The 20,348-nt window shown below is 66.7% G+C and carries 17 protein-coding genes; 10 read left to right on the top strand and 7 right to left on the bottom strand.

Annotated features, from left to right (window positions below):
- Window positions 1–120: 120 nt before the first annotated feature.
- Window positions 121–885, top strand: coding sequence for an SDR family oxidoreductase (locus tag ACWRN3_RS03485; RefSeq protein WP_476739880.1), 765 nt, complete (start codon window positions 121–123; stop codon window positions 883–885).
- A gap of 78 nt (window positions 886–963) precedes the next feature.
- Here the strand turns inward: ACWRN3_RS03485 and serB are convergent, their stop codons facing one another.
- A complete protein-coding gene (gene serB / locus ACWRN3_RS03490; RefSeq protein ID WP_476739881.1) occupies window positions 964–1,857 on the bottom strand; it encodes a phosphoserine phosphatase SerB in 894 nt (297 codons plus the stop codon).
- Between the two features lie 125 nt (window positions 1,858–1,982).
- Here serB and ACWRN3_RS03495 point away from each other — a divergent pair, with 125 nt between their 5' ends.
- The 5 genes from ACWRN3_RS03495 to ACWRN3_RS03515 all read left to right on the top strand — a co-directional run bounded on the left by ACWRN3_RS03495 (window position 1,983) and on the right by ACWRN3_RS03515 (window position 6,018).
- Window positions 1,983–2,768 (top strand): ABC transporter ATP-binding protein, encoded by a 786-nt coding sequence (locus ACWRN3_RS03495; protein WP_159632023.1) that lies wholly within the window; start codon window positions 1,983–1,985, stop codon window positions 2,766–2,768.
- A gap of 19 nt (window positions 2,769–2,787) precedes the next feature.
- Window positions 2,788–3,573 carry a sulfite exporter TauE/SafE family protein gene (locus tag ACWRN3_RS03500; protein ID WP_255172205.1) on the top strand — a complete coding sequence of 262 codons (786 nt, stop codon included), beginning with the start codon at window positions 2,788–2,790 and terminating at the stop codon, window positions 3,571–3,573.
- 7 nt (window positions 3,574–3,580) lie between these two features.
- Entirely contained in the window at window positions 3,581–4,390 is an 810-nt protein-coding gene (locus ACWRN3_RS03505) for a TrmH family RNA methyltransferase (RefSeq protein ID WP_255172206.1), read from the top strand.
- Between the two features lie 175 nt (window positions 4,391–4,565).
- The gene (locus ACWRN3_RS03510; protein ID WP_018761303.1) at window positions 4,566–4,823 is read left to right on the top strand and encodes a type B 50S ribosomal protein L31; all 258 of its coding nucleotides are present in this window, start codon (window positions 4,566–4,568) and stop codon (window positions 4,821–4,823) included.
- An 88-nt stretch (window positions 4,824–4,911) separates the two neighbouring features.
- Window positions 4,912–6,018 (top strand): lipoate--protein ligase family protein, encoded by a 1,107-nt coding sequence (locus ACWRN3_RS03515; protein ID WP_476739882.1) that lies wholly within the window; start codon window positions 4,912–4,914, stop codon window positions 6,016–6,018.
- A 48-nt stretch (window positions 6,019–6,066) separates the two neighbouring features.
- On the opposite strand, the gene pepN is transcribed toward ACWRN3_RS03515, so the two are convergent.
- Both pepN and ACWRN3_RS03525 read right to left on the bottom strand, forming a co-directional pair.
- A complete protein-coding gene (gene pepN / locus ACWRN3_RS03520) occupies window positions 6,067–8,745 on the bottom strand; it encodes an aminopeptidase N (protein ID WP_476739883.1) in 2,679 nt (892 codons plus the stop codon).
- 33 nt (window positions 8,746–8,778) lie between these two features.
- Window positions 8,779–9,837: a YeiH family protein gene (locus ACWRN3_RS03525; RefSeq protein ID WP_476739884.1), complete on the bottom strand. Its 1,059-nt coding sequence runs from the start codon at window positions 9,835–9,837 to the stop codon at window positions 8,779–8,781.
- Between the two features lie 113 nt (window positions 9,838–9,950).
- On the opposite strand from ACWRN3_RS03525, the gene ACWRN3_RS03530 reads away from it, so the two are divergent.
- The 3 genes from ACWRN3_RS03530 (at window position 9,951) to ACWRN3_RS03540 (ending at window position 13,357) form a co-directional block, all read left to right on the top strand.
- Complete coding sequence (locus ACWRN3_RS03530) at window positions 9,951–11,507, top strand: circularly permuted type 2 ATP-grasp protein (RefSeq protein ID WP_476739885.1); 1,557 nt, start codon at window positions 9,951–9,953, stop codon at window positions 11,505–11,507.
- 75 nt (window positions 11,508–11,582) lie between these two features.
- Window positions 11,583–12,509: an alpha-E domain-containing protein gene (locus ACWRN3_RS03535; RefSeq protein WP_141160461.1), complete on the top strand. Its 927-nt coding sequence runs from the start codon at window positions 11,583–11,585 to the stop codon at window positions 12,507–12,509.
- Window positions 12,506–13,357: a transglutaminase family protein gene (locus ACWRN3_RS03540; RefSeq protein ID WP_324641945.1), complete on the top strand. Its 852-nt coding sequence runs from the start codon at window positions 12,506–12,508 to the stop codon at window positions 13,355–13,357. The genes ACWRN3_RS03535 and ACWRN3_RS03540 overlap by 4 nt, the downstream gene beginning before the upstream one ends.
- A 46-nt stretch (window positions 13,358–13,403) precedes the next feature.
- Here the strand turns inward: ACWRN3_RS03540 and ACWRN3_RS03545 are convergent, their stop codons facing one another.
- From ACWRN3_RS03545 to glgC, 3 genes are all read right to left on the bottom strand, one after another.
- Window positions 13,404–13,871 carry a pyridoxamine 5'-phosphate oxidase family protein gene (locus tag ACWRN3_RS03545; RefSeq protein ID WP_255172211.1) on the bottom strand — a complete coding sequence of 156 codons (468 nt, stop codon included), beginning with the start codon at window positions 13,869–13,871 and terminating at the stop codon, window positions 13,404–13,406.
- Window positions 13,872–13,889: 18 nt separating this feature from the next.
- Window positions 13,890–15,341 carry an SDR family NAD(P)-dependent oxidoreductase gene (locus ACWRN3_RS03550; protein ID WP_324641946.1) on the bottom strand — a complete coding sequence of 484 codons (1,452 nt, stop codon included), beginning with the start codon at window positions 15,339–15,341 and terminating at the stop codon, window positions 13,890–13,892.
- 88 nt (window positions 15,342–15,429) lie between these two features.
- Window positions 15,430–16,839, bottom strand: coding sequence for a glucose-1-phosphate adenylyltransferase (gene glgC / locus ACWRN3_RS03555; RefSeq protein WP_324641947.1), 1,410 nt, complete (start codon window positions 16,837–16,839; stop codon window positions 15,430–15,432).
- Window positions 16,840–16,941: 102 nt separating this feature from the next.
- Here glgC and glgA point away from each other — a divergent pair, with 102 nt between their 5' ends.
- A complete protein-coding gene (gene glgA, locus ACWRN3_RS03560; RefSeq protein ID WP_476739886.1) occupies window positions 16,942–18,147 on the top strand; it encodes a glycogen synthase in 1,206 nt (401 codons plus the stop codon).
- Window positions 18,148–18,236: 89 nt separating this feature from the next.
- On the opposite strand, the gene ACWRN3_RS03565 is transcribed toward glgA, so the two are convergent.
- Window positions 18,237–20,348, bottom strand: coding sequence for an acyl-CoA dehydrogenase family protein (locus ACWRN3_RS03565; protein ID WP_476739887.1), 2,112 nt, complete (start codon window positions 20,346–20,348; stop codon window positions 18,237–18,239).

Below are 20,348 nucleotides of genomic sequence, written 5' to 3' on the forward strand. Positions count from 1 at the left end.
CAGGAAACTAGCCCCGCGGTCCTTATTTGTCGAAGTCAGACAACGGATATTGGCCATGGCCACTGGCATGATGGACTGCAGGCCAGAACGATTTAGATGTTTCGAACAAAGGAAGCTCGTATGAGACTGCTGGACAACAAGACGGCGATCGTCACCGGATCATCGCGGGGCATTGGCGCCGACGTAGCCAAGATCCTCGCCTCGGAGGGCGCCGCCGTCGTGGTCAATTACCGCCAGAAGGCGCCCCGCGCCAACAAAGTGGTACAGGGCATCGAAGCCGATGGCGGGCGGGCCGTCGCGGTCGGCGCGGACCTCACCACGCAGGAGGGTGTGCAGGCCCTGGCCAGCGCCGCCATGGAGAACTTCGGGTCCCTGGACATCCTGGTCCTGAATGCCTCCGGCGGCATGGAGACCGGGATGGGGGAGGACTACGCGCTCAAGCTGAACCGCGACGCGCAGGTGAACATGCTCAACGCGGCGGTGCCCCTGATGAAGGAAGGCTCGCGCGTGGTCTTCGTGACCAGCCACCAGGCCCACTTCATCAACACCGTCCCCACCATGCCGGCATACGAGCCGGTGGCCCGCAGCAAGCGCGCCGGCGAGGACGCACTCCGGGACCTGATCCCCAACCTGGCGGAGAAGGGCATCTCCCTGGTGGTGGTGTCCGGCGACATGATCGAGGGCACGGTCACCGCCACGCTCCTGGACCGCTCCACCCCGGGCGCCATCGAAGCCCGCCGCGCCGAAGCCGGGAAGCTTTACTCGGTGGAGGAGTTCGCGCAGGTTGTAGCCGGAATGGCAACGGCCGACGTCGAGTCCGGCCACACGGAGTACGCCGGCGGTGCCGACTACTTCGGCAAGAGCGCCGGGCAGGCTTCCAGCTAAGCAGCAGCGGGCAGATGGCCCCCGCCGCCGGGTAATCCGGCGGCGGGGGCCGCCTTTGTTATGAGGCGTTGCGGGGGCTTAGACCCCGGCGATGTGGCGGACGGCGTCCAGGTACGGCATGTTCAGGGCGGCGTCGGCCACGGCGCGCACGGCGGGCTTGGCGTTGAAGGCCACCCCGATCCCGGCGGCGCCGAGCATGTCCAGGTCGTTGGCGCCGTCGCCCACGGCAATGGTGTGCTCGAGCGCGATGCCTTCGGCAGCAGCCCACTCCCGCAGGTACTTTTCCTTGGCTGCCCTGTCCACGACCGCGCCCAGCACCTTGCCGGTCAGCGCGCCGTCGACGATTTCCAGTTCGTTGGCCTGCCAGTAGTCCAGGCCCAGGTCCCCGGCAATCGGCTCAAGGATCTGGTTGAAGCCGCCGGATACCACAGCCACCGTGTGGCCGGCGGCTTTGAAAGCGGCCACGAGCTGATCGGCACCTTCGCTGAGCTTCACTTCTTTGCGGACGGAATGGACGACGTCGGCGGGCAGCCCCGCGAGTACCGCCACCCGGGCGTGGAGGCTTTGGGCAAAGTCGAGTTCGCCGCGCATGGCAGCTTCCGTTACGGCTGCCACTTCCTCGCGCTTGCCGGCGTAGGCGGCCAGGAGTTCGATGACCTCCTGCTGGATGAGGGTGGAGTCCACATCCATGATCAGCAGCTTTCGGGCCGCAGAGCGGAGCCCGGCGGGCACCAGGGCCGTGTCAAAACCATCGGTTGCGGCATCCGCCACGGCCCGGCGGAGCGCGGCCAGGCCGGCCGCGGTGGCATCGGGAAGGGCCAAGTCAAGGACCTGGACCCCGTACCGGCTGTCACCGGCGGAGGATTCGGACAGCACCTCTGCGCCACGTGAGGCGAGGACGGAACGCAGCTGCTCCAGCCCGGCGGGGGTCATATTCAGGCCATAGCTGACCGCAGTCACGTTCGAAGTCATGCCTGCAATCTTAGTCAGCGCGGGTGGGGTGTCCTGAATTCGTTGCGGACGGCCGCGGCCGAACCCTTAGGGAGCCTTCACACCGGTTATCAGTCATCTTCTGTTTTGTCCTAGTGTCTACTCCTATGAGTGATGTTCTGGAACTGGACTCCGTCAGCGTTGTCCGTGGTAAGAAGACCCTGCTGGACAAGGTTGACTGGCAGGTCAACGAGGGCGAACGCTGGGTCATCCTGGGACCCAACGGGGCCGGCAAAACCACCCTTCTCCAGATCGCGGCCGCGCGCCTCCACCCCAGCAGCGGCACCGCCGGCATCCTCGACGAAGTCCTGGGCCGTGTTGACGTCTTCGAACTCCGGCCCCGCATCGGCCTTTCCTCGGCAGCCCTTGCCACCCAGATTCCGGAGCACGAGAACGTCCTCAACGTGGTGGTCACGGCCGCCTACGGCGTCACGGGCCGTTGGCGCGAGGGCTACGAGCGCGATGACGAACGGCGCGCCTTCCGGCTCCTGAACGACTGGGGCATGGGCCCGCTGCTGAACAGGACGTTCGCGACCCTGTCCGAGGGCGAGCGCAAGCGTGTCCAGATCGCCCGCGCCCTCATGACGGACCCCGAACTGCTGCTCCTGGATGAGCCCGGTGCGGGCCTGGACCTGGGTGGCCGCGAGGAGCTGGTCCACAAGCTGGGCGAGCTGGCCCGGGACGAGTCGGCTCCGGCCATGGTCCTGGTCACGCACCACCTTGAAGAAGTCCCGCCCGGCTTCACCCACGCCATGCTGCTGCGCGACGGCGGCGTGGTGGCCGCCGGCCCCATCACCGAGGTACTGACCGAAGAGCACCTGAGCACCACCTTCGGGCTTCCTTTGGATGTCTCCGAGAACGCGGGACGCTACACCGCCACAGCACGCCGCTAGAGGGGCCTGCGCTACTACCTTGGAACTCTTCAGCAGCATCATTGTGTTCATCGCCGGCCTGTGGGCCGGCACCATCAACGCGGTGGTGGGCTCCGGCACGCTTGTGACCTTTCCGGTGCTCATCGCCCTGGGCGTGGCACCCGTCACCGCCTCCATGAGCAATGCCATGGGCCTGGTCTTCGGAACGGGCGCCGGGGCCTTCGGATACCGCCGCGAGCTGGCCGGCCGGGGACGGCAGGTGCTGCGTCTCCTTCCCGCCTCGGTCCTGGGCGGCGTCACCGGCGCCTGGCTCCTGCTGCACCTGCCGGAGAAGGTCTTCCACTACGTCGCCCCTGTCCTCCTGGTCCTGGCCCTGCTGATGGTGGTGTTCCAGCCCCGGCTCCAGGACTGGGTGCGCAACCGCGAGGCCAACCCCGAACACGCAGTCCGGGACAAACGCCACGGCGTCCTCCTGGTGGTCCTGGTCTACCTGGCCGGCGTGTACGGTGGCTACTTTGTTGCGGCGCAGGGAATCCTGCTGGTCGGCATCCTGGGCATATTCCTCACGGGCACCATCCAGAACGCCAACGCCATGAAGAACATCCTGGTCCTCGGCGTGAACATGGTGGCCGCCATCTCCTACCTGCTGTTCGCCTTCGACCGGATCAACTGGCTGGTGGTGCTGCTGATCGCCATCAGCTCCACCATCGGCGGCCTTATGGGTTCGAAGGTAGGGCGGAAACTCTCGCCGCGCGTCCTGCGCGCCGTGATCTTCAGCCTGGGCATCGTGGCCCTCGGCGTGATGATCGCCAACCTGCTGAAATAATCACCCGGTGACCTTCCACTACCTCGAATCCGCCGATGACCCGCGCGTCAGCGACTACACCACCCTGACCGACGTGCACCTGCGCAAGCTCCGTGAACCCGCCGAGGGGATGTACATCGCCGAGTCCTCGCGGGTCCTGCGCCGGGCCCTTGCAGCAGGGCACCAGCCCCGGTCATTCTTCCTCGCCGAGAAGTGGATGGCGGACCTCGACGACGTCTTCCAGGCGTACCCGGACGTTCCGGCGTTCATCGGTTCGGCTGCCCTGCTGGAAGAAATCACCGGCTTCCACCTGCACCGCGGCGCCATGGCGGCCATGCAGCGCCCGGCTCCGGTGCCGCTGCCCGACCTCCTCGCCGGGGCGCGCCGCGTGGCTGTGCTGGAAGACATCGTGGACCACACCAACGTGGGCGCCATTTTCCGCTCCGCGGCGGCGCTGGACATCGACGCCGTGCTGGTCTCGCCACGCTGTGGCGACCCGCTGTACCGCCGCAGCGTGCGCGTCAGCATGGGCACCGTGTTCCAGGTTCCCTGGGCACGTCTGCAGGACTGGCCCGGGGACCTCCGGGTGCTCAAGGACCACGGCTTCACCGTCGCGGCCCTGGAACTGACACCGGATGCAGAGGATGTCGACGCCGTTGCCTCCCGCAACGTGGACAAACTCGCCCTGGTGCTTGGCACCGAAGGTGCCGGCATGAGTCCGGAGACGCTCGCCGCCGTCGACCTCGCCGTCAAAATCCCCATGCGCAACGGCGTGGATTCACTGAACGTGGCCGCTGCCTCGGCCGTCGCCTTCTGGGAGTTGCGCGCCCGGGACTGACCTGCGGCGCCACCACCTGCCGCCAGGGGTGCTGGTTCGTCAGCCCCGTACGGATCGGCTATGATTGATAGCTGGTTGTCCTGCTTTTTCGGCTTCGGCTGATGCGACAGACCGCAGCCATCCCATTCATACCTGGCAGCTGGCAAAATCCAGTTGCGCGAACAAAGGTCCCATTATGAAGTCTGATACCCACCCGAAGTACGAAGCTGTTGTCTTCAACGACCTGGCCTCCGGCACCAAGTTCCTGACCCGCTCCACCGTGTCTTCCTCGAAGACCATCGAGTGGGAAGACGGCAACACCTACCCGGTCATCGACGTCGAAATCTCTTCCGAGTCCCACCCGTTCTACACGGGCAAGCAGCGCATCATGGACTCTGCAGGCCGCGTCGAGCGCTTCAACGCTCGCTTCAAGGGCTTCGGCGGCAAGAAGTAATTCCTTCGCCAAGCTTGTTTGCAGAAGGCCCGCACCGGAAACGGTGCGGGCCGTCCGCGTTAACCGCGCACCGGTTTTCTGGGGCAGGATGGGAAGCATGAGCGAGTCCGGATTTCCTGCCAGCAATGCCGACAGCAACCAGCGCCTGCACGGGGAGTACAAGGTTCCCGGCGGCAAGCTGGTGGTCGTGGACCTGGCCCTGGTGGACGGCGCACTGGCGGACGTCTCCGTCAGTGGGGACTTCTTCCTGGAGCCGGACGAGGCCCTGGAGGACATCAACCGGGCGCTGACCGGGCTTCCGGACACCACACCTGCCGCAGACCTCGCCGCCGCCGTCACAGGCGCCCTGCCGGCCGGAGCGGTGCTGTTCGGCTTCTCCGTGGACGCCGTTGCCGTGACGGTCCGGCGTGCCCTGGCCAAGGCGACCTCCTGGGGAGACCACCAGTGGAACGTCATCGCGCCCACCGTGCTTCCCACGGAAATCAACGTTGCCCTTGACGAGGTGCTCACCGAGGCCGTGGGTGCGGGGGCGCGCACGCCCACCCTGCGGTTCTGGGACTGGCAGGAACCGTCGGTGGTCATCGGTAGCTTCCAGTCCGTGCAGAATGAGGTGGATCCCGAGGGCGTAGCCAGGCACGGCATCAATGTGGTCCGCCGGATCAGCGGCGGGGGAGCGATGTTCATGGAGGCCGGCAACTGCATCACCTACTCGCTGTACCTGCCCCAGACCCTGGTGGACGGACTGAGCTTCGCGGACTCCTACCCGTTCCTTGACGCCTGGGTCATGGCCGCGCTGGAAAAACTCGGCATCAATGCCTTCTACATCCCGTTGAACGACATCGCCACGGACCAGGGGAAGATCGGCGGCGCCGCGCAGAAGCGCCTTGCCAACGGCGGCATGCTGCACCACGTCACCATGAGCTACGACATCGACGCCGACAAGATGGTCGAGGTCCTCCGGATCGGCAAGGAGAAGCTGTCCGACAAGGGCACCCGCAGCGCCAAGAAGCGGGTGGATCCGCTGCGCCGCCAGACCGGCCTGGCCCGCACGGCCATCATCGAGGCGATGATCGGGGTCTTCAGCGAGCGTTACGGTGCAACCCCGTCGGAGCTGGCGGGACACGAGCTGGCGGCAGCCGAGGAACGGGTGGCGGCAAAGTTCGGCACCCCGGAATGGCTGCACCGCGTCCCCTAGACCCATCGACTGCTGAGTAGCTGCCGTTTTGGGGCCCCAAAACGGCAGTTACGGAGCAATCGATGGCCGGTGGGGAACGACGGCGGCCTGTGCCGTGAGTGCGCGCAGCAGGTGGCTGCGCTGCTCCACGATGATCCGGCGCAGTGCGTGCGGCGCGTCCGCGTTGGCGTCCAGCCAGGCATCCGTCCGCCGGACCACGGGGTGGTCTTTGGGCTCCATGCTGTCCGCGAGGTCCTGGGCTGCAGGGTAGAGGCCCCGGACAATCCGGCTGGCGATCTCGATGCTCCGCGAGTCCCACGCAGCGCGCAGGCAGTCGAAGTAGGGCTCCACGTAGGGTTCCAGCAGCGCCGCTGGCGCGGTGGTGAACCCGCTGATGGTGGCTGTCAGAAGCTGGTTGGACAGCCCGGTCCCGTGGACGGCCGCATCCCAGGCGGCAGCCTTGACGTCGCGGTCGGGACGGGACGCCGTGGCTGTTGCGTGCCCTGCCCGGCCGGAGGCGGTGGTGTCGCGGGCCAGCTCGGCGTCGAGCTCGGCCGCGGAGGCGTGGCCATTGGCTGCCAAGGCATGCCAGAGGTGCCAGCGGAGCTCGGCGTCCACCGCCAGCCCCTCGACGGCGGACGTTCCGTCCAGCAGGCCACGGAGCCGGGGGAGCAGGGCACCGTCCTGCCTGCTGAGCGTGCCGAGGGTGCGGGCCCACGCGAGCTGCTGGTCCGAGCCCGGGGCGGCCTGGTCCAGTTCGGCGGCGGCAGCCGCCAGGAAGGACGCGCGCACCCTGCCGCGGGTGGCGGCGGGCGTATAGCGTTCGACGGCGGTCGCGGCGTTGTCGAGGACGTTCAGGAGGACGCCGATGCCCGTCTCAGCCGCAGCGAAGGCTGTCACGGCGTCCACGTACATGGGTGCGGGGCTTTCGCCGTCCCGCGCCGAGTTCCACAGCGCCGTCCAGCACAGGGCCCGGGCCATGGGATCGGTGATGTGGTCCAGCGAGGCACGTACTGTGGCTTCTGACACCGGATCCAGCCGCACCTTGGCGTAGGTCAGGTCGTCATCGTTGACCAGCAGGAGCGCGGGCCGCGGCTGGCCGGCAAGCTGGGGGAGTTCAGTCCGGGCACCGGCCACGTCGGTTTCGATGGTTCCGGTCCGCACCAGGGCGCCGTCGGTGTCGAAGTCGTAGGAACCGACGCGGAGGCGGTGCGGGCGCAGCTCTTCCCGTCCCGTGACCGGGTCCACCGCTTCCTGGACGATCGCCACCTGTCCCAGCACGCCGTCGTCGCCCGTTGCTGCTCTCTCCAAGGCGGGGTCCTTGGACGAGCCGTCCACGGTGGAAATATCCAGGTACAGCATCGAGATGCCGGACGTCTGAAGCCACTGCCGGGCCCAGCCGGACAGGTCACGGCCCGAGGCCGCATCCAGGGCCACCAGGAGGTCGGCCAGCGACGTGTTCCCGTAGGCGTGTTTCCGGAAGTACTCCCGGGACCCTGCGATGAACGAATCAAAACCCACATACGCCACCAGCTGCTTGAGGACCGAGGCGCCCTTGGCGTAGGTGATGCCGTCGAAGTTCTGCTTGGCCGCTTCAAGGTCGGGGATGTCAGCCACGATGGGATGGGTGGTGGGGAGCTGGTCCTGCACGTAGGCCCAGGCCTTGCGTTTGTTGGCGAAGTTGACCCAGGCGGTCTCCCAGTTTGTTGCCCGGTCCACGCCAAGGGTTCCCATGTAATCGGCGAAGGATTCCTTGAGCCAGAGATCGTCCCACCACTGCATGGTCACCAGGTCGCCGAACCACATGTGCGCCATCTCGTGCATCAGGGTGTTGGCGCGCGCCTGGTACTGCGCATCCGTGGCGCGGGAGGTGAACACGTAGCTCTCGGTGAACGTCACCAGCCCCGGGTTCTCCATGGCGCCCAGGTTGTACTCGGGCACGAACGCCTGGTCGTATTTGCCCCACGGGTAGGGGTAGTCGAAGAGGCGGTTGAAGAAGTCCAGACCCTTTTTCGTGAGGGCAAAGAGGTCTTCCGTGTCGAAGGAATCCGCCATGGACGCCCGGCAGTAGAGGGCCAGCGGGACGTCCAGGCGCGTGCCGTCGCCGAGCGTTGCCTGCCACCGGTCCTCGGCGCTGAAGTAGGGCCCGGCCAGGATGCTGGTGATGTAGGTGGACATCGGCAGGGTGGTGGCGAAGTCCCAGCAGGCAGTGGCAGGATCGCTGGTCAGCAGCGTGCGGTTCACCTCTGCGCCGTTCGAGGCCACCTTCCACTCCGCCGGAGCCATCACGTGGAAGGTGTAGGTTGCCTTCAGGTCGGGCTGTTCGAAGTTGGCGAAGACCCGGCGCGCGTCAGCCGGCTCGTACTGGGTGTACAGGTAGCACTGGCCGTCGGCGGGGTCCACGAACCGGTGCATGCCCTCGCCGGAGCGGCTGTACAGCGCCGTGCCGGTCACGGTCACCTGGTTTTCGGCCCGCAGGTTCTCCAGCATGATCCGTGCGCCGTCCACCACGTCCCCAACAGGCAGGCTCTTGCCGTTGAGGATCACACTGTGGACGCTGCCGCCGATGAAGTCCAGGAAGGTGCTGGAGCCGGGTTCTGCGGTGAAGGTGATGACGCTGCGGCTGGTGTAGCCGGGAACCGCCGGATCTGCTGCCTGCCGCACATCGAGCGAGACGTCGTAGCTGGTGGTGCTGATCAGGGCTGAACGTTCGGAGGCTTCGCTGCGCTGCAGATTCTCATGTGACACCCGGCTATCTAATCACGCGGCCGGTGCGTCCGCTCAGCCCGCGATCAGGAAGGCAGCCGCCAGGCCCAGCACGGCAATCAGAAGCCAGGATGCCAGCGCCGCCAGGAGCGCCTGCCCTCCTGTATGGAGCAGCGTTCTGATCCTGACGGCCGAGCCCAGCCCGAACAGGGCCGCCCCCAGGAGGATGTCCTGCAGCGTGGCGCTGGTATCGAGCCAGGCCGGGGCCAGCCAGCCGGTGGAGCGGAGAGCCACCATGGCCACGAAGCCCAGCACGAACAGGGGCACCACCGGCGGCATTTTCGAGGTGGTGCCGTTGGCGGCGCCCAGGGCGCGCGCACCGTTCCTGTGGTGCGCGCCGGCCGCGGCAACAATGGGCGCCAGCAGCAGCACACGGGTGAGCTTGACGACGACGGCGATCGCCAGGGCGGCGGTCCCGGCGGTTTGCGCCGTGGCCACCACCTGGCCCACGTCGTGCACGGACGCGCCGGTCCAGGCACCGAACACCGTGGCCGTCAGGCCCAGGGGGTGTGCGAGGAGGGGCAGGACGCCGATGGCGAGCGTTCCGCAGAGCGTCACCAGGGCCACCGGCAGGACAGTTTCGGCGTGTCGGATGCGGCGGACGGCGGCCATGGCGCCGATGGCCGATGCGCCGCAAATGGAGAACCCGGTGGCCACCAGGAGCGAGGTTACCGGCGGGAGGCGGAACAGCCGCGAGATTGCGTAGGTGCCGCCGAAACTGGCCGCGACGACACCCACGATCAGGACCAGGGCCGGCCACCCGAGGTTGAGGACATCCATGACGCTGACTTTCAGGCCCAGCAGCACGATCCCGCCGCGCATCAGATGCTTGCCCGCGAAGTCGAGCCCTGCACGGGCCCGGCCCCCGGTCCAGCTGCCGGCACCGGGCAGGTTGGCGGCCAGGACACCCAGGACCACAGCCATGGTCATCGCAGGCAATGCCGGCAGGATCCCGTGCACCAGGAAGGCAACTGCCACGGCGGCCGCCGCCGTCAACAGGCCTGGAACCAACCGCGCCACAAGGACCCGGAACCTGCCGTGGCCCGGCACGGGGAGGCTTCTGCTGCTTGGCACTCACCTACTGTGCCTGAAGAGGCCAGTAAAGTACGAACCGGGCTGCCGGCGACAACACGCCAGAATGGATGGCAGTAATGAACTCGAAACAAAAAGATGGTTGGCTATTGGACATGTCAGACCTATTCCAGGATTACTCCGAGGCCGCGGGCCGCACCGGAGCCTACGACGAGATGTTTGCCCCCGGGCAACAGGCCAGGGACTCGTACGGGCAGGTGGCGGAGGCGCTCCGGAAGCTCTCCCTGGCGGATGTGAGCGCACGCGCCGACTCCATGGCCCGCACCTTCCTGGACCGGGGAGTGACGTTCGACTACGCGGGCGAGGAACGGCCCTTCCCCCTCGACATCGTGCCCCGTGTCATCCCCGCGGCTGAGTGGGATGTCCTGGAACGCGGCGTGGCGCAGCGCGTCCGCGCCCTGGAAGCGTTCCTGAACGACGTGTACGACAAAATGACCGTGGTCTCCGACTGCGTGATTCCCCGCCAGCTCGTGACCACCAGCGCCCACTTCCACCGGCAGGTCCACGGCTTTGAACCCGCGGGCGGGGTGCGGGTCCACATCTCCGGCATCGACGTCGTCCGCGACGCCGCCGGCACCTTCCGCGTCCTGGAGGACAACGTCCGCGTCCCTTCCGGTGTCAGCTACGTGCTGGAAAACCGGCGCGCCATGGCCAAGGGCCTGCCCGAGGCATTCGGCCAGCAGCTTATCCGGCCCGTGGAAGAGTACCCCCGGCGGCTGCTCTCGGCCCTGCGCAAAACCGCGCCCGCCGGCGTGGACGATCCCACCGTCGTCGTCCTGACCCCCGGCGTGTTCAACAGCGCCTACTTCGAGCACACCCTCCTGGCCGGCCTCATGGGCGTGGAACTGGTGGAGGGCCGCGACCTCATCTGCCGCGGAAACCGCGTCTACATGCGCACCACGGCCGGCGAACAGCGCGTGGACGTCATCTACAAGCGGATTGACGACGACTTCCTGGACCCGCTGCAGTTCCGGTCCGACTCAATGCTTGGCTGCCCCGGCCTGGTCAACGCCGCCCGTGCCGGCGGCGTTACCATCGCCAACGCGGTAGGCAATGGCGTGGCAGACGACAAACTGGTTTACAGTTACGTGCCTGACCTGATCCGCTACTACCTCAGCGAGGAGCCCATTATCGCCAACGTGGACACCTTCCGCCTCGAGGAAAAGGAGGCCCGGGAGTACACCCTGGACAACCTGGCGGAACTGGTGGTCAAGCCGGTGGATGGCTCCGGCGGCAAGGGCCTGGTCATCGGTCCCGATGCCTCCAAGGATGAACTGGACGCCCTCCGCCAGCGGATCATCTCCGATCCCCGCGGCTGGATCGCCCAGCCGGTGCTGCAGCTCTCCACCGTTCCCACCCTCGGTGGTGACAAGTTCGGGCCCCGCCACGTGGACCTGCGGCCCTTCGCCGTGAACGATGGTGACGACGTCTGGGTGCTCCCGGGCGGCCTGACGCGCGTCGCGCTGAAGGAAGGGTCCCTGATCGTAAACTCCAGCCAGGGCGGTGGGTCCAAGGACACCTGGGTCCTTGCCGACTCACCCCAGATGCCGGTGGAAACCGTTCCACGCCAGTCCGTCACGGTCCGCGAACGCGTCTCTGTGTGGCCGGTGGAAAGCAACTGGCGCGACCGCCAGTCGGAGCAGCAGCAGTGAGCCCGGCACTTGAAGACCTGGCCGCCGTCGCACATTTCTTTGATAACGTTCCGGGCGCGCAGGAGGTAGCCGCGAATGCTTAGCCGTATTGCCGAGTCCCTGTTTTGGATCGGCCGCTATGTGGAGCGGGCGGACGGTACCGCCCGCATTTTGGATGTCCACCTGGAACGCCTGAACCACCTCCCCATGGAGGAGCGGAAGAGCGTGGCACAGGAACTCCTGGCCGTCATGGGCGCCAAGCCGCAGAGCGAGGATTTCGGTCTGCCGGAACTGCTCCACGCCCTGGCCTATGACAAGACCAGCGCCACGTCCATTGCCGGTTCCTTGGGTGCCGCCCGCGAGAACGCCCGCCGTGCACGCGAGACCGTGTCCTCCGGGCTGTGGGAAAGCCTGAACACCACCTACTACGGGCTGAGCCAGCACCGCAAGGACGTGGTGGGCACCTACCGTTTCTGCAACTGGACCCTGGAGCGCACCGCCATGGTCAGCGGCCTTGCCGATACCACCGTGAGCCATGACGAGAGCTGGCTCTTCCTGGTCCTTGGCCGTTCGCTGGAGCGTGCCGACATGACGGCGCGGATGCTCTCCACCCGGGACGTCCTCTCCGCAGGCATGTCCTGGGTGAACATGCTCCGGTGCGCCGGCGCGTACGAATCCTTCCTCCGCACCCGCCGCGCTGCGTTCGGAGACCAGCACGCTGCAGAGTTCCTGCTCCTGGACCGGCTGTTCCCGCGGTCCATCGTCTATGCCCTGCGGGACGCGGACGAGTGCCTGGCCAAACTTGACCCGTCCGCCCAGCGCGTGGGTTTCATCAACGATGCCCGCCGCATCGTGGGCCAGGCCCGGACCTTCCTTGAGTTCCACCGCACGGATGACCTCATGTCCGAACTGCCGGAGCACATGGAGCGGGTGCAGAAGGCGGTGTCCCAGGCCTCGGACGCCATTTCCCGTAAGTACTTCAATCAGGCGGACGAACTTGCCTGGGTGGGAGAAGTGTCATGACCCGGTTGAGCATCGTCCACAGGACGGCCTACAAGTACAACAAGCGGGTGACGCTGTCCTACAACGAGGCACGGATGACGCCGCTGACGGATTCACAGCAGGTGGTCCTGGAGTCCGTGGTGAAGGTCTCCCCGTCGCAGGCTGCCGTGAGCACCTACCGCGACTACTGGGGGACCAGGGTCACGGCCTTTGACATGCAGATGCCGCACGAAAACCTTGAGGTGGTCTCCAACATCACCGTCGAGGTGCACCGGGCTGAGAAGATCCCCGCCGAGGCCGACATCGTGGGCTGGGATGAGCTGGCGTCGCCGGAGACGCTTGACGCGTTCAGCGACTGGCTGCCGCAGTCCCGGCTGAGCGGCCCGGGGGACGAGGTCCTGGGCATCATCCCCGGCGTCGTGGCAGGGAAGAATCCGCACGACGCTGCCATGGCGGTCTTCGCCTGGATGCGCGGGGAGATGACGTACATGTCCGGCTCCACTGCCGTCACCACCAACGCGGAGGAAGCCTGGGGCCAGCGCCAGGGGGTGTGCCAGGACCTGGCGCACCTGGCCATCGGTGCACTGCGCAGCTGTGGCATTCCGGCGCGCTACGTCTCCGGCTACCTGCACCCGCGCTCCAGCGCCGGAATCGGTGAGACCGTGGCCGGGCAGTCGCACGCATGGCTGGAATGGTGGGACGGGGACTGGCGGAGCTGGGACCCCACCAACCACAAACCCGCCGGTGACTTCCATGTCACGGTGGCCAGGGGCCGCGACTATCGGGACGTGTCTCCGCTGAAGGGCATCCTGTCCGGCGGCGGCGGCTCCGCCCTGAAAGTCAGCGTGGAGATCACCCAACTCGCCTGACGGACCGGGTTCCCCGGCCTCCGTGGCCGGGGAACCCGCCGTCGGCCTATTCCGATGCCGACCTGGCGGAACTGCTGATCTGCGTCCACCACGTCATCGGGTCGGTGACCTTGAAGCGGCGGCCCGTGACACTGTCCGGGGAGATGCGCACAAACGCGTCCTTCCGTCCCGCCTGCCAGGGGAAGAGGTACAGGCGGGAAGTCTCCAGCACTTCCTCAGTGCTCTTGACCAGGGCAGCGGTGCCCTTGATGACCACGCTCCATGCCAGCCCCGTGTCAGGGTCCACTCCGTCCGCCTCCACCGCCACCGGGGCATCCCCGGAGGCCGCCGACAGCTTGGTTCCCTGGCTGGTGCGGAACACCAGCGTGCCGCCGTCCACGGTGAAGTTGACCGGGAAGATGTCCGGCCGGCCCTCCACGAGGACCGCCAGCCTGCCCACGGACACCGTCCGCAGCAACGCCCAGCATTCGTGGTGTTCGAGATTCTGCACTTGGGTGGATGACTCGTTGCTCATGCCGTGAGCATACCCGCATCACCAGGGGCTGGGCTTGTAATCCTTCAGGAAGACGCCGTACTGGTCCTCGCCCTTTTCACCCATGACGATCGGATCGTAGACCCGCGCCGCACCGTCCACCAGGTCGAGGGGTGCATGGAAGCCTTCCTCCATGAGCCGGACCTTGGTGAAGTGCGGGCGCTCGTCCGTGATCCAGCCGGTATCCACGGCCGTCATCAGGATGCCGTCCGTGTCCAGCATCTCCTGGGCGCTGGTGCGGGTCATCATGTTCAGCGCCGCCTTGGCCATATTGGTGTGCGGGTGGCCGGGGCCCTTGTAGGCGCGGGAGAACTGTCCCTCCATGGCAGAGACGTTCACGATGTACTTGCGCCGCGCCGTGGACCGCTTCATGGCGTCCCGGAGCCGGCTGACCAGCAGGAAGGGGGCGGTGACGTTGCAGAGCTGGACCTCGAGCATCTCCAGGGGATCCACTTCGTCCAAAACCTGAGTCCAGCTGTTGATCGTGGCAAGGTCCGGGACCAGGCCGCCCGCGTCAATCGCGGTACCGGAGGCGATGCGTTCCAGTGACGCAGACCCGGTGGAGAGCGCCAGCGAGGTGATAGCGTCGCCGGCCAGGACCGGGTGTTCGGTGACGCTGCCGGCAAGGGCCAACGGGTGCTTGTCATGGGCGTGGCCGAACGTCAGGAGCTCAGGGCCGCCGTTGGCCTGCTCCAGGGCCGCCGGAAGCGGCTCGTCCTCTGCGTCCACCAGCGGCTTGTAGGCGTTGCCGGACCGGCGCACGGTCTGGGCCGCGTTGTTGATGATGATGTCCAGCGGTCCGGCCTTATCCAGGGAGTCAGTCAGGGCCATGACCTGGGCAGGATCGCGGAGGTCGATTCCCACAATACGGAGCCGGTGCAGCCAGTCCCCGCTGTCTTCCATCGCCGCGAAGCGCCGGGCCGCGTCCTTGGGGAACCGGGTGGTGATGGTGGTGTGCGCACCATCCCGCAGCAGCCGGAGGGCGATGTACATCCCGATCTTGGCCCGCCCGCCCGTGAGCAGGGCCCTGCGGCCGGTGAGATCGGTCCGGGCATCACGCTTGCTGTGGCTGAAGGCCGCGCACTCCGGGCACAGCTGGTGGTAGAAGGCGTCCACCTGGGTGTAGTGCTGCTTGCAGATGTAGCAGGGACGGGACCGGATGAGGTGGCCGGCGATCTTCCCGGTGGCGGACGGCGCGAGCTTGTTGCCGCGGGTCTCGTCGTCGATCCGGTCAGGGGCGGCCGTGGCTGTCTGGGCAATCACGGCCCGGTCGGCATCGGCGATTGAATCGCGCTTGGTGACCCTGCGGTGGCGCTTGACCGCCTTGAACATTTTTCCGGTCGCACGGCGCACCGCGACGTAGTCCGGGTGCTCCTCGTCGTACGCGTGGATGGTGTTCAGGACCTTGAGGCAGGCCTGGATGTCCTCAGGGGTCAGATCGGGGGAGCTCATTGGGAAAATTTTACAGCGTACGCGGCAGGCCGGGGCACCACTGGTGGTGCCCCGGCCTGCAACTGCCGTTGGGGAATTTACCTGCGGATCAGCGCAGCCTGGCGCCGGGCGCGGCTTCCGCTGCTGCGGCGGCGTGGGCGCTGGCCACCTTGTCCGCGGCCTCGCGCATGTCGGGGTACTGGTCAGCAGCCGCCTTAACGGCAGCGGGCAGCTGGCTCAGGTGCCGTGCGGAGAGCCGGCGCTCCTCGTCTCCGGGTTCCGGGACCTGCTGGCCCTTGGCGAGGACGGTGATGCCGGAGTCCGTGACCTTGAACCCGCGAGACCTGTCCAGGTCCGCGTCGAGGCCGATGGCGGCACCGGCAGGGACCTTGACGTTCTTGTCGAGGATGGCGCGGTTGATGACTGCCCCTTCGCCCACCTGCACTTTGTCCATCAGGACAGAATCGATGACCCGGGCGCTGGTTGCGACGTAGACGTCGTTGGACAGTACTGAGCCCTCCACCACGCCACCGGAAATCACCACGCCGTTGGCCACGATGGAGTCCAGCGCCGTGCCCACGGTGTTGTTCTTGCCCCGGACGAACTTGGCGGGCGGGGAGATGCTCTGGCGGGTGTAGATGGGCCACTCGGAGTTGTAGAGGTTGAACACCGGCAGCGGGGAGATGAGGTCCATGTGGGCGTCGTAGAACGAGTCGATGGTGCCCACGTCGCGCCAATAGGTGCGGTCGCGCTCGGTGGAGCCCGGAATGTCGTTGAGCGTGAAGTCGTAGACGCCGGCCTCGCCCCTGTTGACGAAGTAGGGGATGATGTCCCCGCCCATGTCGTGCTTGGTGTCCAGACGCTCGGCGTCCACATGCAGCGCAGCAACCAACGCATCGGCGTCGAAGACATAATTGCCCATGGAGGCCAGGAACTGGGAGGGGTCTGCAGCAAGCCCGGGGGTGCTGGAAGGCTTCTCCACGAATGCTGCGATCTTCTGCGGATCGTTCTGGTCCACCTCGATGACGCCGAACTGGTCCGCCATGTGCAGCGGCTGCCGGACGGCCGCCACGGTGGCTTTGGCCCCGCTGAGCACGTGTTGTTCCACCATCTGGGCGAAGTCCATACGGTACACGTGGTCTGCGCCAACGACGACGACGATGTCGGGGTTGGCGTCGTGGATCAGGTTCAGGGACTGGTAGATGGCGTTTGCGCTGCCCAGGAACCAGCTCTTGCCTACGCGCTGCTGTGCGGGAACGGAGGCGACATAGTTCCCCAGCTGGGTGGACATCCGCCACGCTTCGGATATATGCCGGTCGAGGCTGTGGGATTTATATTGCGTGAGGACCACGATCTGCAGATAGCGGGAATTCACCAGATTGGAGATGGCGAAATCGATAAGGCGGTAACTGCCGGCAAACGGCACGGCAGGCTTGGCCCGGTCTGCCGTCAGTGGCATCAGCCTGTTTCCCTCGCCGCCTGCGAGGACAATGGCCAGGACTTTTTTGGTCAACGGCATAATGGTCGCTCCTGTACGCCTTCGTAACTCCCCAAGACAGTCCGGTAGGCCCGGACTCCTTCACACTAGAACAGTTATCCGTGAACGACTACCTTGGGTCTTGTGCGAATAGACATTGTGACTAAAGAGTTCCCGCCCGAGATCTACGGTGGCGCCGGAGTGCACGTAGCCGAACTGAGCAGGGTGCTTAGTAAGCACGTTGACCTGCAGGTTCGTGCTTTCGGTGCTCCCCGCGACGCCGACTACCACGGTGCCACCGTGACGTCGTACCAGGTTCCCGAGGACCTTGGCGGGGCCAACGCGGCCGTGCAGACCCTCGGCGTGGACCTGCGCATCGTGCCGGATGTGCAGGGCGCGGACCTGGTCCATTCGCACACCTGGTACGCCAACATGGCCGGCCATCTGGCCTCTCTGCTGCACGGAATTCCGCACGTTCTCAGCGCCCACAGCCTTGAGCCGCTGCGGCCCTGGAAGGCCGAGCAGCTGGGCGGCGGCTACGCGCTGTCCTCCTGGGTGGAGAAGACGGCCTATGAAGCGGCGGCGGCGATCATCGCCGTGTCCGAGGGCATGCGCCAGGACATCCTGCGCAGCTACCCCAACGTTGACCCGGAAAAGGTCCGGGTAGTCCACAACGGCATTGACGTGGAGCTTTGGCAGCGTGACGAAAACGACGACGCCGTCCGCGCCCTGGGCATCGACCCCGCCAAGCCGAGCGTCGTCTTTGTGGGAAGAAACACACGCCAGAAAGGCGTTCCCTACCTCCTGCGCTCTGCAGCGAAACTTCCGGCTGACGTCCAGCTGGTCCTGTGCCTGGGCGCGGCGGACACCCCGGAACTGGCGGCCGAAACCGCAGCGCTCATCGACGATCTGAAAAAGCAGCGCACAGGCGTGGTGCTCATTGAGCGGATGCTGCCGCGGCACGAGCTGATCCAGGTCCTCAGCCACGCCACCGCCTTCGCCTGCCCCTCCATCTACGAACCGCTGGGCATCGTCAACCTTGAAGCCATGGCCTGCGGCGCCGCAGTGGTGGCCAGTGCCACCGGCGGCATCCCCGAGGTGGTCCAGCATGGTGAAACCGGCCTGCTGGTGGATCTGGAACAGGTCACCGACGGCACCGGAACGCCCCTGGACCCGGAGAAGTTCGTTACCGAGTTCGCAGCCGCCCTCACCGAAGTGGTGTCCGATCCCGCACGTGCCCGGGCTATGGGGCAGGCAGGCCGCGAGCGCGCCGAAAAGCACTTCTCGTGGGAATCGATCACGGAAACCACCCTCGAGGTGTACCGCTCGGTGCTGCCGGCCGGAGCCTGAGCGTCCCGGCAGTAGAAACAACGACGGCGCTGCTCCCCTTGGCTGGGGGAGCGGCGCCGTCGTTGTTTGCCCGGTTGGTGTCGGCCGGGTTAGGCCTTCCGGCCCGCCGTCCTGGCGATCAGGACTTTCTCGTCCACCGGGGCCTGCCCGCTGGCCCGTTCACTGCGGAAGTGCGCACGCGCCTCGTCCTGGCGGCTCTTTTCGGCGCCTGTGGCGATGACCGCGCGGACGTGTTCCTCGCCGTACCCGAAGGCCTCCACCAGGTCCAGGGCGTGCGGGCGGATCTTCTCCAGCAACCTGTTGATGTAGCCGCCCACCGTGCGGGCCCGCTGCATGGAGAGGCGGCCGTTCATGAGGTACCAGGACAGGTTCTTCTCAATCAGGGACAGGCCGAAGAGGTCACGCAGCCAGGTGAGGACCGTCCTGGTACCCGCATCTTCCACCTCGCGGAGGGCGTCCGTGAACGCCTCCCACTGCAGCAGCTCAGCGTGCGCCTGGGCGGCGTCGATGAGTTCATTCTGGTGTCGGTTGAACAGGGCCGCGCCCTTGTCCTGCGACATGCGCTTGCTGCCCTTCAAAGCTGCACCGGCCTCAGCCACCATGGTCTGCACCCGGTCAGTGAGCAGGGCGCGCTGGCCTTCCTCGTCACGGAGGGCGATTGCGGCCTTCTGGACCGACCCCGTGTCAGCCATGAACTGGGCCACCTGGCGCAGGCCGGTGCGGTGCACGGCAGCTCCGGCGGCCTGGTTCACCACATAACGGGCCAGCACTCCGAAGTCCACGTTCCGGAACTCCTTGGCGTAGTCGGCCAGCAGGCGCTTGGCTACCAACTGGAGCAGCACCGTGTTGTCTCCCTCGAAGGTGACGTACACGTCGAGGTCGGCGCGCAACGAGGCGAACCGGTTTTCGATCAGGAAGCCGGCACCGCCGCAGGCTTCACGGCATTCCTGCAGGGTGTCCAGGGCGTGCCAGGTACTGAGGGGCTTCAGCGCTGCGGCCAGGGTTTCCAGGTCCTGGCGGTCTGCGTCAGTGTCGTGGGCGCCGGAGAAGACGTCGTCGAACTTCTGCAGCAGCTGCTCGTGCGCAAAGCTGGCCGCGTAGGTGGTGGCCAGACGGGTGAACAGGCGCCGCTGGTGCCGCTGGTAGTCGAGCAGGACTTCTTCCTCGGTGTGCGAGGACGCGTTGAACTGGCGGCGTTCGGTGGCGTACTGGATGGCGGCTTTCAGGGCCACCTTGGAGGCGGCCACGGCCGCGCCGTCCAGTGACACGCGGCCCTGGACCAGGGTGCCCAGCATCGTAAAGAAGCGCCGGCCGGGGCTGGCGATGGGCGACGTGTAGGTTCCGTCCGCGTCGACGTTGCCGTACCGGTTCAGGAGGTTTGTCCGGGGGACCCGGACGTTGTCGAAGTGCAGCCGGCCGTTGTCGATGCCGTTCAGGCCGCCCTTGACGCCGTCGTCCTCCCCGCCGATGCCGGGCAGGAACGCCTTGGTCTCCGGATCCCGGAGGTCCACGTAGAAGGCGTGGACGCCGTGGTTGACGCCGCGGGTGACCAGCTGGGCGAACACGACGGCGCCGAGGCCGTCATTGGCCGCGTTGCCGATGTAGTCCTTCCAGGCGGCGCGGAACGGGGTGTGGATGATGAACTCTTCGGTGGCAGGGTCATAGGTTGCAGTAGTGGCAATGCTGGCCACATCCGAGCCGTGGCCGGTCTCGGTCATGGCGAAGCAGCCGGGGATTTCCAGGCTCATGATTCCGGGCAGCCACTTGGTGTGGTGCTCCGCGGTCCCCAGGTGCATCACGGCGGATCCGAAGAGCCCCCACTGGACCCCTGCCTTGATCTGCAGCGACGGGTCCGCCACCACCAGTTCCTCAAAGCCGGCGATGTTGCCGCCGTGGTCGTCCGAGCCGCCCAGTTCTGACGGAAAGGCCCGGTGCACCGCCTCATTGTCCACGAGGTATTTGAGCTGGCCGAACACGCGGGCACGGTGTTCCGTGTGTGTCAGGCCTTCGATCTTGTGAAGCTCCGACCTGGCGGCCAGATCCCGTGCCTGGAGCCGTACATCGGCCCACTTGCCCAGGAGTTGCCTGCCCAGTGCCTCGACATCGACGGCGGGCGCGGGGCTTTCGTCCACGGGCTTGGCTGCAGGGGTTGCGGCGGGACGGAGCCCCTTGCGCGCGGGGCGGTCCACTACGTCAGTCAT

The sequence above is a fragment of the Pseudarthrobacter sp. rb genome, from assembly GCF_056389225.1.

Excerpts from the sequence above, each read along its gene's own strand:
- ACWRN3_RS03565 (WP_476739887.1), bottom strand. The coding sequence starts at position 20,348 with ATGACTGACGTAGTGGACCGCCCCGCGCGCAAGGGGCTCCGTCCCGCC.
- ACWRN3_RS03540 (WP_324641945.1), top strand. The coding sequence starts at position 12,506 with ATGACCCGGTTGAGCATCGTCCACAGGACGGCCTACAAGTACAACAAG.
- glgC (WP_324641947.1), bottom strand. The coding sequence starts at position 16,839 with ATGCCGTTGACCAAAAAAGTCCTGGCCATTGTCCTCGCAGGCGGCGAG.
- ACWRN3_RS03535 (WP_141160461.1), top strand. The coding sequence starts at position 11,583 with ATGCTTAGCCGTATTGCCGAGTCCCTGTTTTGGATCGGCCGCTATGTG.
- serB (WP_476739881.1), bottom strand. The coding sequence starts at position 1,857 with ATGACTTCGAACGTGACTGCGGTCAGCTATGGCCTGAATATGACCCCC.
- ACWRN3_RS03495 (WP_159632023.1), top strand. The coding sequence starts at position 1,983 with ATGAGTGATGTTCTGGAACTGGACTCCGTCAGCGTTGTCCGTGGTAAG.
- ACWRN3_RS03485 (WP_476739880.1), top strand. The coding sequence starts at position 121 with ATGAGACTGCTGGACAACAAGACGGCGATCGTCACCGGATCATCGCGG.
- ACWRN3_RS03510 (WP_018761303.1), top strand. The coding sequence starts at position 4,566 with ATGAAGTCTGATACCCACCCGAAGTACGAAGCTGTTGTCTTCAACGAC.
- ACWRN3_RS03515 (WP_476739882.1), top strand. The coding sequence starts at position 4,912 with ATGGGAAGCATGAGCGAGTCCGGATTTCCTGCCAGCAATGCCGACAGC.
- ACWRN3_RS03530 (WP_476739885.1), top strand. The coding sequence starts at position 9,951 with ATGTCAGACCTATTCCAGGATTACTCCGAGGCCGCGGGCCGCACCGGA.
- ACWRN3_RS03550 (WP_324641946.1), bottom strand. The coding sequence starts at position 15,341 with ATGAGCTCCCCCGATCTGACCCCTGAGGACATCCAGGCCTGCCTCAAG.
- ACWRN3_RS03545 (WP_255172211.1), bottom strand. The coding sequence starts at position 13,871 with ATGAGCAACGAGTCATCCACCCAAGTGCAGAATCTCGAACACCACGAA.